Source organism: Modicisalibacter sp. MOD 31.J (genome assembly GCF_020147985.1).
In the GTDB taxonomy this organism is placed as follows: Bacteria; Pseudomonadota; Gammaproteobacteria; order Pseudomonadales; family Halomonadaceae; genus Modicisalibacter; species Modicisalibacter coralii.
On record NZ_JAGXFF010000002.1, the window covers coordinates 356,479 to 370,516 of the forward strand.

General features: G+C 59.3%; 15 protein-coding genes. 11 read left to right on the forward strand and 4 right to left on the reverse strand.

What is annotated here, in order from left to right; genetic code table 11:
• The first annotated feature begins 52 nt into the window (after positions 1-52).
• The 9 genes from KGR00_RS07240 to KGR00_RS07280 all read left to right on the forward strand — a co-directional run bounded on the left by KGR00_RS07240 (position 53) and on the right by KGR00_RS07280 (position 8,387).
• On the forward strand, positions 53-973 hold the full coding sequence (locus KGR00_RS07240) for a type-F conjugative transfer system secretin TraK (RefSeq protein ID WP_224424410.1): 921 nt from the start codon (positions 53-55) through the stop codon (positions 971-973).
• Positions 966-2,294 (forward strand): TrbI/VirB10 family protein, encoded by a 1,329-nt coding sequence (locus KGR00_RS07245; RefSeq protein WP_224424244.1) that lies wholly within the window; start codon positions 966-968, stop codon positions 2,292-2,294. The genes KGR00_RS07240 and KGR00_RS07245 overlap by 8 nt, the downstream gene beginning before the upstream one ends.
• An 88-nt stretch (positions 2,295-2,382) precedes the next feature.
• Positions 2,383-3,150, forward strand: a complete 768-nt coding sequence (locus KGR00_RS22490; protein ID WP_224424245.1) for a thioredoxin fold domain-containing protein — start codon at positions 2,383-2,385, stop codon at positions 3,148-3,150.
• A gap of 23 nt (positions 3,151-3,173) precedes the next feature.
• Positions 3,174-3,677: a TraV family lipoprotein gene (locus KGR00_RS07255; RefSeq protein WP_224424411.1), complete on the forward strand. Its 504-nt coding sequence runs from the start codon at positions 3,174-3,176 to the stop codon at positions 3,675-3,677.
• Positions 3,678-3,708: 31 nt separating this feature from the next.
• Positions 3,709-4,083 carry a TraA family conjugative transfer protein gene (gene traA / locus KGR00_RS07260; RefSeq protein WP_224424246.1) on the forward strand — a complete coding sequence of 125 codons (375 nt, stop codon included), beginning with the start codon at positions 3,709-3,711 and terminating at the stop codon, positions 4,081-4,083.
• A 192-nt stretch (positions 4,084-4,275) separates the two neighbouring features.
• The gene (gene traC, locus KGR00_RS07265; protein ID WP_224424247.1) at positions 4,276-6,690 is read left to right on the forward strand and encodes a type IV secretion system protein TraC; all 2,415 of its coding nucleotides are present in this window, start codon (positions 4,276-4,278) and stop codon (positions 6,688-6,690) included.
• The gene (locus tag KGR00_RS07270; RefSeq protein ID WP_224424248.1) at positions 6,683-7,015 is read left to right on the forward strand and encodes a hypothetical protein; all 333 of its coding nucleotides are present in this window, start codon (positions 6,683-6,685) and stop codon (positions 7,013-7,015) included. Before traC ends, KGR00_RS07270 begins: the two co-directional genes overlap by 8 nt.
• Positions 7,005-7,583 (forward strand): signal peptidase I, encoded by a 579-nt coding sequence (lepB, locus tag KGR00_RS07275; RefSeq protein WP_224424249.1) that lies wholly within the window; start codon positions 7,005-7,007, stop codon positions 7,581-7,583. Before KGR00_RS07270 ends, lepB begins: the two co-directional genes overlap by 11 nt.
• A 120-nt stretch (positions 7,584-7,703) precedes the next feature.
• Complete coding sequence (locus tag KGR00_RS07280) at positions 7,704-8,387, forward strand: adenylosuccinate synthase (RefSeq protein ID WP_224424250.1); 684 nt, start codon at positions 7,704-7,706, stop codon at positions 8,385-8,387.
• Between the two features lie 69 nt (positions 8,388-8,456).
• On the opposite strand, the gene KGR00_RS07285 is transcribed toward KGR00_RS07280, so the two are convergent.
• Entirely contained in the window at positions 8,457-9,215 is a 759-nt protein-coding gene (locus KGR00_RS07285) for a sporulation protein (protein ID WP_224424251.1), read from the reverse strand.
• Between the two features lie 157 nt (positions 9,216-9,372).
• Between KGR00_RS07285 and KGR00_RS07290 the strand changes: the two genes are divergently transcribed.
• Together KGR00_RS07290 and KGR00_RS07295 are read left to right on the forward strand one after the other, a co-directional pair.
• Positions 9,373-10,686, forward strand: a complete 1,314-nt coding sequence (locus KGR00_RS07290; protein WP_224424252.1) for a TrbC family F-type conjugative pilus assembly protein — start codon at positions 9,373-9,375, stop codon at positions 10,684-10,686.
• Positions 10,679-11,737, forward strand: a complete 1,059-nt coding sequence (locus KGR00_RS07295; protein WP_224424253.1) for a TraU family protein — start codon at positions 10,679-10,681, stop codon at positions 11,735-11,737. Before KGR00_RS07290 ends, KGR00_RS07295 begins: the two co-directional genes overlap by 8 nt.
• 136 nt (positions 11,738-11,873) lie before the next feature.
• Here the strand turns inward: KGR00_RS07295 and KGR00_RS07300 are convergent, their stop codons facing one another.
• From KGR00_RS07300 to KGR00_RS07310, 3 genes are all read right to left on the reverse strand, one after another.
• Positions 11,874-12,089, reverse strand: a complete 216-nt coding sequence (locus KGR00_RS07300; protein ID WP_224424254.1) for a chromosome partitioning protein ParB — start codon at positions 12,087-12,089, stop codon at positions 11,874-11,876.
• 68 nt (positions 12,090-12,157) lie between these two features.
• Entirely contained in the window at positions 12,158-12,787 is a 630-nt protein-coding gene (gene parA, locus KGR00_RS07305; RefSeq protein ID WP_224424255.1) for a ParA family partition ATPase, read from the reverse strand.
• A 209-nt stretch (positions 12,788-12,996) separates the two neighbouring features.
• On the reverse strand, positions 12,997-13,971 hold the full coding sequence (locus KGR00_RS07310; protein ID WP_224424256.1) for a hypothetical protein: 975 nt from the start codon (positions 13,969-13,971) through the stop codon (positions 12,997-12,999).
• Between the last annotated feature and the right edge of the window lie 67 nt (positions 13,972-14,038).

Genomic DNA, 14,038 nt, shown 5'->3' on the forward strand with positions numbered 1-14,038 from the left:
CGCCATGACCTCTCGAACTCTTTTGACCTGCCGTCTCGCTCTTGCCGCGACGATGGGCCTTGTTGGTTTTCCCGCAGTGGCAGGGGGGCCTGGTACCGAACCTGGGGATACGCCTCACCCCATCGTTGGTGCCACTCTGCCGGGTCTTACACTCCCTACGGTAGACACCCGTCCAGTACACGCTAATCCCGCGTCGAAGACTGATGCCACCCATTCAAGTCCCGACCCCCGGAAACAGCAATTACCCACGAGAAATACTGTAGCCCTCGTCCCTGGCGTTAATCAGGTAATCAAGATCGCCAGGGGACACCTTAATCGGATCATCACCCCGTTCGAGAACCCGGTAGTGCATACCACCTCGACGGCCAAAGTGAACACCGAGGGACAGGTGTTGTACGTCGCCTCGCAGTCCAGCTCCCCCAGCACGCTGTACGTGAGCCCAGAGGGTCAGCGTGACTTGGCATTGTCCATCACACTGCTGCCTCGCGGGATCGCACCGCGAGAGGTGCGGCTGAGTATCGCTGGAGCCCCCGGTCGGGTCTATGCCAGCGCGGCCCGCGCAGGAGAGTGGGAACGTTCACGCCCGTACGTACATACGATTAAAGATGCCGTCAGTCGCCTAGCACTCGGCGAGGTACCGCCGGGATATGGACTGCGTGAGTGGCGCTCAAGTGATGCCCCGATGAACTGCGCCCAGCCCGGCATCGAAGTAAACCCTGGACAAGTGCTCTCGGGATCAGAGCTGATCTTGCTGGTCGGTACGGCTACGAATAATGCCAACGAACGTTTGGAAATCGAGGAGGCGACTTGCCGTCGTGCTGGCGTGCTGGCGGTCGCTGCATGGCCCAAAGCGAGCCTTGCCCCTGGCGAGCGCACAGAGCTGTACATCGTTATGCGGCGTGCCTTAGAGACTGTCGAATCACGCCAGCGACCCTCGCTGATCGGAAACACGACGGAGCTCGTCCATGAGTGATTCCAAATCCTTTAAATTTATTTCGCGCCAATGGAATGGTCTCTCGCCCAAGGCGAGACGCATGGTAGTGATCGGCTCGGTTGGTGCCGTTGTTGTTCTCATCGCCTACATGTTTGTTACCTCGAGCCCGTCGAATATTCAGCGGACCGATCCCCGTGATGCCGTGGTTCAGGACATCCTGACTGACGCGAACACACGCAAACTTGGCATTGACGGTCTGGACAATCGTACTGCCGCGCTTGAGAACTCTGTCGATGAGTTAACCAATCGACTCAATGAGCTGACCGGAAAGCTGGATGAGGCGAGCCATAAGGCGGTTAGCGCGGACGAGATGGCCGCACAGCTCGAAAACCTTCGCGAGAAATTGGCGCAAGAACGGAAATTGGCGCAAGAACGTGAGAGCGAGTCGCCCTCACGTGGTGCTGAAGGGCAGGGGGAGGGGAATCCCACGCCACCCGCACCCAGTCAGCCCCCTGAGCCGGCACCTGACATCTGGAACGATTCGGCGCCAATGGCGACGACCTCAGCCGGCCAGGGTGGCCAGGGTAGTGCAGGGGACGATGCGGCTTCCGCCAGCGGATCGAGCCCTATCGACATCCGGGTCATTGGGGCCAGCGGGAGCGACCCGGACTCGGCAGGCACGAAGGCTGGGAAAGGCGCCTCGAGCAACGAAGTGTTTCTCCCTGCTGGCAGCATCCTGTCAGGCGTTCTCGTGACCGGGATGGATGCACCGACCAATAACGCAGCCCGCTCTGAACCGTTCCCAGCCCTAGTCCGTGTGAAGAAGGACGCCATCCTGCCCAACCGCTACCGGCTGGACGTTCGGGAGTGCTTCATCATCGCTAGCGGTTACGGCAGCCTCTCGGCCGAGCGCGCCTATCTGCGCTCAGAGGTACTTTCCTGTGTCCGCAACGACGGCGGGGTTATCGAGGTGCCGCTGTCCGCCTACGCCGTGGGCGAGGACGGCAAGGTCGGCCTGCGTGGCCGTGTGGTCTCTAAGCAAGGTCAGATGCTGGCGAAATCGCTTAGCGCTGGCTTCTTCTCCGGCATGAGCCAGGTATTCGGTAAATCGCCTGTGCCCACCCTCCAGACGGGTTCAAGTGGCGAGGTGGCTTATCAGGATGTGCTCTCCTCTGAGTCGGTGACCGCCGGTGCAGTGGAAGGTGCGAGCAGTGCCCTCGATCGACTGGCCCAGTTCTATCTGGATATGGCGAAGAACATCTTCCCGGTCATCGAAATCAACGCTAATCGCAAGGTGGAGTTCATCGTTACGCAAGGTGGCCCGCTGAGCACCGTCGAAAGTGCTGAGGCGGGGCAGTGAAATGCTGGCTGTCGACCAGGGCATTTGGGGGGTTGCGGCTAGCCCGGAATCCCTACCCTTATCACAAAGAATCACCAGGAGAGTTCTCGTGAAACATCTTCGATCCCTTTTTTCTTCACTGGCTCGGTCGTTGGTATGCGGTACGGCAGTACTCCTGGCAGTGGTCGGCCAGGCTCATGCCCAAGAAAGCGAGGCCGTACCGCAACAAGCTCTGAATCGAGTTCTTGGTAACCAAGAGGTGGACGAAGCTCACGATTTGCCCACTGCTGGCGGACTGATGGCCATTGAGTCCAATGGCAAGCTCTACATCATGTCCAAAAACGGGCGCTATCTGTTCGACGGCACGCTGCGGGATCTTTGGCATGACGGCCAGACGCTCGATTCGATGGGGGACATTGAGCGCTACGCGCTACGTCTGGATCTCGATGGGCTGGACCTCGACTTCGATGAGCTGGTTACAGCGCACTTCGGCAAGGGTTCGAAGCAGGTAACGGTGTTCGTCACGCCTGATTGTGCTCATTGCAGTCAAGCACTGAATACTCTGGCTGACATGAGCGATCGATACCGGGTTCGCGCTGTGATCGTCCCTCGCCCGGGACAGGTCGAGCCAGTGCGGCGTATCGATTGTGCCAACGATCCTGCGGCTGTGCTCCTCGGCCGGGCATCCGGTGATGAGGCACTCCAGGCATCCTGCCCGGACTCCGCGAAGCGCATGGCGTCAACACTGATTGCGTCACGAATCATCGGTGTCGATCGCGTCCCCTACGTGGTGGCGCCGGATGGCCGCGTCAGTCACGGCATGCCCACTCAAACATCGCTGGCTGGCTTCTTGGCCGGCACGGAGGCAAACCAGTGAATCGGCTTCGACTCATCACCGCCATGTTGGCACTCGGGGCTCTATCTGGGTGCGCCAACATGACCGGCTACGGCGAGAGCTTCTCCTGCCCGGACGTGGAATACGGTTCCCCATGCATGTCCGCGCGCGAGGTCTACATGTCCAACGGCACCGATACCGGTGCCGACATTCACGCCGAGCATGCCGCTGGCACCGGCAAAGGGGTCGCCCGGGAGAACGATACGCGGATACCCCGTCAGCGCATGGCCAATAGCCCACCGATGCCAGGGCTGGATGGACCCAAACCGTTGCGTACCCCCGCGCGTGTCATGCGGATTTATATCGCACCGTGGGTAAGCGTGGACGGTGCTTTGACCATGCCGAGTTACGTATTCACCGAAATTGAGCCGCGCCGCTGGTCAGTTGGAGAGCGCGCGCTTTCTTCTGCCGGTGGCTCACAGAACTTCTACCCGCTCCAGGTAGGAAAGCGGGCGAAGGATGGGCGTGGGTCGCCCGATTCCTCTAACCGCGGCGCGGCCGCGCATTGAAACGCAAGAAACCTGATAGGAGTTTCTCTCTATGATGCACCCGACCCCCAACTCACTGGACACCGATCTTGGCGCCACCCTGAGACGCCACCTTGGCATGTTTGCCCTGTTGGGTGTTCTGCTAGCGCTTTTCGTCATTCCCGATCAAGCCTTTGCAGGCACCGCGACCGGTTCCGGTACGGCGGCTGCGCTCGATCCTGTCTGGCAGATGCTGGTTGATTTCACCAACGGCACGCTTGGTCGAATCATCACGCTGCTGATCATCGTTGTCGGTATCGGTGCGGCTATCCTGACGCAATCGCTGGGTGCCTTCGCAGTTGGTATCGGTGCAGGGATTGGCCTGTCGTTCGCCGAGGAAATCATCAACGCGCTGTTTGGCGCCGCACTGACTGCCATCGGCGCCTGATCAGCACACTTGCCATCTTCCAAAGCACTTCCGGTGCGAGTGAGGTTCGCACCGGAAGCACCTTCCCGGAGATCCCTTGTATGACCTTTTATACCAGCATCCTGCCGGCGTGCGTCGGTGTCAAACTTTCAAAACCCACCATCGGAGGCTGAGCCTATGCCTGGGGCTCTCAAAGGGCTTGCCGACCGCGACATGCTTCGTGAGCTGGTGCCTGTGCGGGCCTTTGCGCCCGACCCAGAGGATCAGCTTTTTCTACTCGATGATGGCGGACTGGGCTTCGGCTTTCTGTGCCAGCCGCTTACCGGTGCTGATGCCGGGGCAAGCGATCGTCTCAACGTCCTTCTGACACAAGACTGGCCCAAGGACACGATTATGCAAGTCGGCCTGTGGGCAGGCCCGGACATCGAGCCTACCCTTCATGCCGTCACGTCGATCCGCAACCTCCCGCCACGTAGACGTGCGCCAACCGCGCCAGAGTCGACGATCCTGTCCCGTAGAGACTTCCTGCGCGAGCGCACCGAACTGCCAATCATCTCCAGTACCGGCGCCCGGGTGCGCGACATCCAAGTATTCATTACAGTTGCGCTGCCCGGCGATGGCAACGAATCACCGCGCGATAAACTCATGGCCCGAGCGCGCGATTTGCGCAAGGCCCTATTCCAGACCCTGAAAACGGCGGGCATGGCGCCGTTGTCGCTTGATGCTCAGCGTTACCTGCGTCTGATGCAGACTTTGCTCAACCCTCACCGTGCCGCGAGCTGGCGCGAGAGTACCACGGCCGACTGGGACAACGAGACCGAGCTGCGCGACCAGCTTCTGGATTTCGATCACCGCCTGGAAGTTGACTCTCGCGGTCTGACACTTGGCCCCCCGGAAGAACCAACCCGGGTGACCACCATGAGCATCAAGCGACTCCCGAAGCGCGTCGGCTTTGGGGCGGCGCTACGCTATCTGGGAGACCCCATAAAGGGGGCCAGGGGTATCCGCGAAACGATGTTGGCTACCGCCACGCTGGTCTTCGGTGATCCCGAGCAGGCTACCAACAAGCTCGAGACCCAGCGCCAAATCGTGACTCAGCAAGCCTATGGGCCGCTGCTGAAGTTCAACCCCAAGCTCAAGGAGAAGAAAGAGGCTTACGATGCCTTGTTCGAGGCTATCGGCGATGGTGATCGGCCCATCCGGATCGCTCTGTCGTTTTCCTTCTACACACCGCCAGACCAGGCCCCGGAGACGGTGAGCAATGCGCGAACTTACTTCCGTGAGGCTGGCTTCACCTTAATGCCCGACCGTTTCGTGGCGCTGCCAACCTTCATCAACTCTCTGCCGCTATGCGCGGACGCCTCATCTTCCAACAGCCTGATGCGCTTCCGCACCATGGCAACGCGCCATGCAATCGCGCTACTGCCGCTGTTCGGGGACTGGAAGGGCAATGGCCGGCCGATGCTCAATTTCATCTCTCGCAACGGTCAGCTAATGAACTACGACTTGTTCTACGAGGGTGGGGGTAACTATAACGCCCTGGTCTGCGCGCGTTCGGGCTCAGGGAAATCGGTACTGATGAACGAGCTGATTTCTTCCTATCTTTCCTCTGGTGCGCGTGCCTGGGTCATCGATGTCGGGCGCAGCTATAAAAAGCTCTCCGAAAACTTCGATGGGCAGTTCATCGAGTTTACCGACGACGCCAATATCTGCTTGAACCCATTCCCAATCATTCGGGACATCGATGACGAGGCCGAGGTGCTCGTAGGGATCATCGAGGCCATGTCCGCGCCGCGCGAGTCTCTGTCGGACTTCCAGCGCTCACAGCTCCAGAAAACCCTCAAGGTTCTCTGGGATGACAAGGGCCGCGATGCGGTTATTGACGACCTGGAGGAGCTGTTGCTCGCGCATGACGACAAGCGCGTACGCGACGTGGGGCACCAGTTGTTTGCCTTCACGAGTCGTGGGGCCTACGGGCACTTTTTTGTTGGTGACAACAACATCTCCTTCGATAACAACCTCGTCGTACTCGAACTCGAGGAGCTTAAGACACGACAACATCTCCAGCAGGTAGTGCTTTTCATGCTGATCTACCAGATCCAGCAGGGGATGTTTCTGTCCGGAACGGACCAAGAAAAGCTTCTCATGATCGACGAGGGATGGGATCTACTTACCTCGGGCAACACCGGCAAGTTCATGGAAAACTCCTACCGCCGCGTGCGAAAGAACCGTGGCTCGGCGGTCATTGCTACCCAGGGGCTGCTTGATCTCGATGCAAGCTCCGGTGGCCGCGCGATCAAGGAGAACTCAGCGTCGACGTTGCTTTTGGGTATGAAGCCGGAAACTGTCGAGGCGTTGCAAGAGAAAAAGGCCCTGGATCTCACGGAATTCGGCTTCAACGTGCTGAAGACGGTGCATACCCAGCCAGGCATCTATTCGGAGGTATTCATCTACACCGACGTGGGCTCGGGGATCGGCCGTCTGGTATTGGAGCCGTTCAAACAGCTCATGTATTCCACCAATCCACGCGATATCAGCGCCATCGAAGAACGCCGTGCAAAGGGCATGAGCCTGGATGAAGCGATCCGCGATGTTGCTGCTGAAAGGGAGCGTCATGCCAATGCTTAAGCAAACCGTAGCCGTCTCACTGTTCGCCGGCGCACTCGGCGCCGGAGTCGCCCTAGCGGGCGCCTGGTGGCTGGGAGCTTTCGAGGAGCCTCCAATGCCGGTGGCTGTCGTTAACCTCGGGGGCCTGGTGCAGGCCGCCGCTGGCGGCGAAGAGGTGGATCAGGAGGCCATGGACGCTGGCTTCGAGCACATGAAGCGCGTCGGCGATAAGCTCGCAGCCAAAGGATATCTCGTGCTCGATGCCAGCGCCGTGATCAACGCACCAGAAACGTTCTATGTGCCCAAGCGGTCAAGGGTAGAGCAAGGGGGGCTGAATGGCTCATGAATCCTCCGCGCCGCCGCACTCCTCTGTGACACAATCTCCGAATGCTGGATCGCGAATCCTTCGCCGGCGTAAGCATCGCGACCCTTTGCTGGTGTTTCTGGCCAAGGGGCTGCTGGCCACCGGCGTGCTGGTGGGCACTGCCGCGGCCATACTGTCGGTGTTTCAGTTACACTACGATCCTCAACGCAATTCGAGCCTGCCATACCACGCCTGGGTGGTGGTCACCTTCGACGACAGCTTCGCTCACGGCGACTATGTGGCGTTTCACACCGACGAGCGGATGAGCGAGTTCTTCCCAATTGGTACCTCGTTCATCAAAGAGGTCGTCGGCATGCCTGGCGATCGAGTGGTGGTGACCGGGGGAGAAGTAATCGTCAACGGCGACACGGTTGGCGAGCTGCCGCTGGCCAAAACGATTGGCAAGCCCGAGTCGGCCTTCAGCCGTGATCTGACTGTGCCCCAGGGGCACTACTGGGTGATGGGGACCAAGCCCATCAGCTATGACTCACGGTATTGGGGGACCATCAGCAAGGACCAGGTGATCGGTCAGGGCCATCCCATCTTCTGAGTGCCTTCCCAACCATTGAGCTGGGAGGCCGACGCCAATATTCCCCTACAACCAGGCTGGGAAATGCCCATTTCCTTCTTCCGTAGCCTGTTTACTGTCGCTCTTACTGGAGTAATGCCTATGGATCAGTTCGAGTGGGCCCATCACGATCTATGCACCATAGCCGTGAAGTGGCTACAGCGGCCGCACAGCGCCAAGGGCCACGGCTGCGATGTGGCGGTCAGCGAGATCCGTTCGGGCTGGGACGGCGAGGTGCCGGACGCGATCGGCTTTCGGCGAAAGGGCATTCCCCAGGAAGACGGCTCGATCGTGGTGGAGGTCAAGGTGTCACGCGCTGACTACCTCGCCGACCGCAAGAAGGATCACCGCCAGACTGGCGGGCTGGGCAACTGGCGCTATTTCCTGTGCCCGGAAGGGCTCATCCAGGCCGACGAGCTGCCGTCCGGCTGGGGGTTGATCTGGGTGACTCGCCGCGGCCACGTGAAGCCACAAGCCGGCGCGGCCACGGCCATCCGTTCCTCCGGGGAAAGACGGGAATCGCTTGCCGCGTTTCGCTTCGACAGTGACGTTACCCGGGAGCAATTCATCCTGGTTCGCTTGCTGGCGCGAGTGGGCGATGTCGAGAAGGTGAACCGCAAGATCAAGGAGGCGGTGAGCGAACAGTATCGCTTGGCGCGGCGCTGCGATCAGAAGCAAAAGGAGAACGAAGAGCTAACCAAGGATCTGCACAGAGTTCGCAGGGGAGAGGAGACAAGTGACGAAAAGTGGATCAGAGAGGCATTTCAGGGAATTCCGCGTGGTTGAGGGATTCCAGGCATGAGAACGAAGCCCGGCAATGCCGGGCTTCGCTCGTTACGCGACAGTGACTATCCGTTAGCGTAATGCCTCCTCCAAAACCTCCTGAATCGCATCCACGCTCTCGTTACCCAACAGTGCGAGTTTCGCATAGCTCTCATCGGTACCGGCCATCTCCGACAGGAGCGAACCTAAGCCACGGGCCTTTGTGTCGCGCTGGATCAGCAGGTCCATCTCTCCTTGTGTGGATGGTAGGAATGCCATCTCAACTTCCTCAAGGTGTCGCAAACGGCACTCATGAGTCGGCTTGAACTCGAACTCCTGGAGGCAGCCAGTAGAGGTGTTCAGGCGCGAGGGCTCGAGAGGTGCCTCGGTGAGCCGGAATCCCAGACTTTCCATGGCGGCGAAAACCGCATTGTGCAGATCACCAGGGAGAATGCGGAGACCATCACGATCTCGTGGGTCGATCGCCTTCTCGATATCCGCCCGGGTTGCCACCCATGTCTTTGGGTGGTGGCGGCCCACAGACAGCGGCGACAGCACGGGGACGGGCATCTCAAAGCTGATGCGGCGGGTCTCGTCAGGCTCGATCGTCAGCGGGTCGGATACACGTATGGATGCCCAGCAATGGGGTACCTTTAACTCCTTGTCGTCGATTTCTTCAGTTACCTCGCTGGTTAGGTCCAGCATGAGCGCGTCGATCTCCTGACTGACCTTCCCGCCCCGGATAACAATGTTGCCGCGCAGAATCGCGCCGGCTTTGATCTCACCTGTCTCGAGAATGGTGTCAATTGTGGCGCTGCCAATACCAATGGATGCCATGAGGCTGCCGATCATGCATATCTCCTTCGTGATTTTGAGGCCCGTCGACAATACGGGCGCCGGGTCTGGCGATAGGCGCGAAAATGCCGTCCGTTGCCCGGGTATTTCGATGCACCTCTGACAACGGGGGGCCTATCGTGGCACGACACCCAAAACCAGCAACCGCACACTTATGCCCAGGTTTTATCGACGTACCCGCCTCCTTGTCGCCGGCCTTGGCCTGGCGAGTTTTTTCGCGCTGCCCGTGGTAGCGCTCGCCAATGGTCCCCATGCCGCGCCGGACCCGAATTCGCCGTGGATGCAGCACTCGAAGTCAATCTTGGAAGATGCTGTTCAGGGGCCACCCCCGAAGTGGACCCAGCCCGAGGTCACCGAACGTCAGCGCCGCTGGGCTCGCGACATCATGGAACGCACTCAAGTAACGCAGCGGGAAGGTAGGGGAGAGGGCGCAGCAGCCGCTCGAGCGATGTTCCCCGATGTGAAATGGCCGGAAGGGAAAGGCGTGGCCACGCCGGATGCCATCGAGCCAGACCCAGATGCGACGCGGGTATTCCTTACGCTTGGGGATGACCAAGCAGGTCGCGAACTGTTCGTCGACCAGCTCGAGTCTCTCGCCGGCAGGGAGAATATTCAGGTGGTCTTGCGCGGGCTGCCCTCCGGTACTCGGCGTATCGGTGAGTTAATGCGCGTACTCGCCGATATCACCCAAAAGATCGAAGGCGCACCCCCAGTGCTGCTCGATCCTAAGCGGTTTACCAAGGCAGGGGTTGATGTTGCGCCAACGGTGGTGTTCTACCGCGACGGAGAGGCGCTGGCGCGGATTACTGGCTCGCTTGAGATCGGCTACCTCAAGTCACGCATCGCAGATGGGCAGCGAGGAGATCTCGGGACCCGTGGGCCGGTTTATCCCATCGCCGAACGCGACCTCATGAGCGTGATTCGCGATCGCTGGGCGAATATCGACTGGCAGGCGCAGAAGAAGAAAGCGGTCAAGGAATACTGGGAAGCCTACACGCCGACACGGCTACCCCAAGCCGAGGAGTTACGTGAGACCACCATCGATCCAAGCATCGTTGTCGCTCGCACCATCCGTGCCCCCAATGGTCAGGTGATCGCACGAAAGGGGGAGCACATCAATCCATTGGAGACCGTACCGTTCACCGGGGCTGTGATCGCCTTCGATGGTGGGTCACCCCAACAGGTCGAGGTCGCCGGTCGCCTTGCTGAGCAGGCTCGAATGGACGGTCTGCGCCCAATCCTTGTGACTCAGGGTATGCCCGGCGACGCCCCCGGCTTCAAGGCGCTAGAACGTCTCAATCAGACGCTGGGTTCCAGGGTATATCTGCTCGACGCTCAGATTGTCGACCGATTCGACCTTCAATCCCTCCCGGCAGAAGTACGCGGCGGCGAGACGCTGTTCCATGTCCGCGAGGTGCCCCCCGATACGGTGATTGGAACCAGCTCAAAAGGAGAAGGTGATGAGTGATTTGCAGCGGTACCTTTGTGGTGCCAAGCGCCTGCTGCTGGCTACCTCGGTTTCGATAGGGCTGTTGGCTAGCGCAAACCAGGCAAACGCCGACGGTGCCAACGCCGCCTGCCCGGATGCCGGGGTATTTGGCACTGGGATGATCACGAACGTTTGTTGGAGCTGTATCTTCCCCATGTACGTGAGCGGGATTCGCATGGGAGGTAGCAGCGAGGATGTCCCTAACGGTGCGGCAGATCCAAAGCCGTTGTGTCTATGCCAAGACGCGAATGGCGTTTATCGGCCTGGGACGCAGATGAGTATGTGGCAACCCGCGCGGCTGGTGGAGTCTGTGCGCGTGCCCTATTGCTCGCCCACATTGGGTGGCGAGATGCTCCAGGAGGATCTAACTCATATTGGTACTCGGGGCTACGGCCAAGGCAGCTCCAGGCAGCACATGGCGTTTTACCAGTACCATTACTTTGCTTATCCGTTGTTGGTGATGTTGGACCTTTTCCTACAGCCCCACTGCAATCCTGGAGGGTTCTCGGACATGGACTTGATGTACTTGTCCGAGCTGGACCCGACATGGAACGATGACGAGCTGGCCTTCTACCTGAACCCCGAGTCGGCGATCTTCGCAAGCCCAGGTGCAATCGCTGCTTGCACAGCGGATGCGGCCGCAGCTAGCACAGGCTCGCCTATCAAAAATATGTTCTGGTGCGCCGGTGCCTGGGGTGGAATCTACCCCCTTACGGGCCATGTGATGACCAACGCATCACCGCCGCGTTCGGCTGCCCTGGTTGGTACCCGAGCGCTTGCCGCACTACATCGCCGTGGCCTGGCCCTACAGACGATGGGCGACGACGCCATGTGCGCAAACCCGATCCATCCGACCATGCTCAAAACTCAGTACAAGTTTCAACAGCTCTATCCACTGCCTGAAGCCAATGGGAACCATTGGATCGGCGAGCCCACCTACCTGTGGGGAGAATGGCGTAACATTCCCGCGGTGGGAGAAGACTTCGTTAACCTGATCTGGCGCTACGACGACTGCTGCACGCAGTTCTGAAACAGCAAACGGCGCGCACAAGGCGCGCCGTTCTCCCCGACATCAATCATCCATCCTTCACTACAGCGCCATTTTCAATTTTGGGCAAAGCCTCATATGAGTAAATGGTTTGATGCTCAGTCGCGCGATTGTGGTGTTACTCGACCAGGTTCTCGACGTACTCCGTTAGCAGCTCCCTGATTGTCTTCCCTTGATTGGCGGCGTAGACCTTGAGCTTCCGGTGCTGTTCGGCTGTAACGTCAAAGTTGACCCGCTTCATCGCGGGTTGGTCCGACAGACTGGCGAGCGTGGTGGTGTTCTTGTTGCGCGCACTTGGACGGCCAGCGCTGAGTGGCGTAGATGATTTACTCATCACATCATTCCTTCATCAACACATTGACTCAAAAACACGGGGACACACTAATTCATTCTCTCATGAGTTCAAAAGAGTAGCTGCTTGATTTCGCTCGCCAGTGCACGCACCTCAGTAGCGGCATCGCTGTTGGGTTCAGCCTCGAGGACGGTAGTGCCGGCGGTGGCGCTTACTGGATAAATCACTCGTTGTGTGATCCGGGACTCGAGCACAGGCAGTTCGTAGCCAGCTAGGGCCTCGGTGACCTCCGCACCAATTCGTGTCCCCTTGATCGCTCGGGTGACCACGAATGCCGCCTGCAAGCGGCCTTCGGTAATCTCCATGCGCTGCTTGACCAGATCCACCAGGTCTGAGGTGGCCCAGATGTCATAGGGGCTGGGCTGCACGGGGATCAGCACCAGGTCGGCTGCTTTCAGGGCGGATACGGCGAGGTCCGCCGCCTGGGGCGCGCCGTCGATCACCACGATATCCTTCTTCGCGATGTGCTTGAGATCGCGCTCGATGGTAGGGCGGTCGATGCCAACCACTGTCACGGGCTGATCCTCTCTGACGGCGGCCCAGTCGCGGGCGCTACCCTGAGGGTCAGAGTCGACTAACAGTACATCCGAGCCATCCATTTGCAGAGCGCGTGCGAGATTGGTGGCGGTCGTGGTCTTGCATGATCCGCCCTTCTGGTTAAGTAGCGCGACGACACGCATCGTTATCTCCTTGTTGCAGATGTGTGCTTGGGTAAATGATCGACTACTCATTCGCACCTGTAAGGCAATGAGTATAAGTTCATTGAATCATCTACTGATGGGTGTTTATGAGTAAATGTGTATCGCAAATGCCCTGATTCTAAGCGGGATCGTGAGCAAGCTTGTGGCGGCGGCTGCGGGGACGCAGCCGTCACTTGTTACCATCTCCCTTACTGCGCGGCGATGTCCTTCTGTTTGCTGGCGGGTTCAACAAACAGCAGCGGCTTGCCCTGATTGAGCATGACCGGGTAGTTGTTCTGCTCGGTCGGGGGCAGGTAGATGTAGGCCCAGGCCGGAAGGTTCTCGCTCACCCGTGCGAGGTAGGCGCGTGCGTTGAGATCGTCGGGCAAAGGGAGTTCCTTGTTGGTTTCAGTGTTCAAGCGATACATGTCCAGGCCAATTCGGTGAACACCGGAATAGGACGTGGCCCCCCGCTCCCAGTTAGACCAAACATAGACCGCCTCCCCCGAAAGCCAGTCCGGCGATGAATTGGCTACAGCCGGCATGCTTACCGAAGTGAAATCTACTGCACACATGTATTGTGAATTGCAAGCGTGACCATCCTGGAAGAGGGCTGCTGAACTATATTCTGCATAACGATCTACTCGAACCTGGTAACCCTGAAAGTCCCCCGTTGGTAACGCTTCAGCCAACATCGTGGCCATCTTCCCGCGAGCATCTTCAGGTGAGTTCGCAGACGACGATGGCATCCATGCGAGCAATGCAGGCATGGATGCTGGGTCGTCCAATTCGCTGGGCTCAAGCATAAAGCTGCCAATGGACAGCATACCGCTGGCTGTGCCCGATAGCCCTGTCAGGGCGTCCGCCATCCCCGCCATCTGCGCGACACCATGACCGACAGACCAGGCATCTCCCAGGTCTTCGATCATGTCCACATTGCTGACGCTTTGCATGGACTCCGGGAGCTTTGAACGCGCCACGTCATCGAGCGGAGCGCACTGGCCGTTCTCGCACTCAGCCAGACCAGTGGCTATGGCGACGTTGAGGGCGCGAGAACGGTCGGGATTGCCATCGTAGTGGCCCTGGTCGGCATGACGTTGGGCGTAATTGATCGGGCTTCCCGCGCACCCGGAGAGTGCTACTAGGGCGACGGCAGATGCCGCGACAGTCAGAACTCGTTTCACTGCGATCACTCCTTCCGTTATTGGTTATGTGTGCCCATTGAATCTCATATCGGAATAGCAGCAAGCC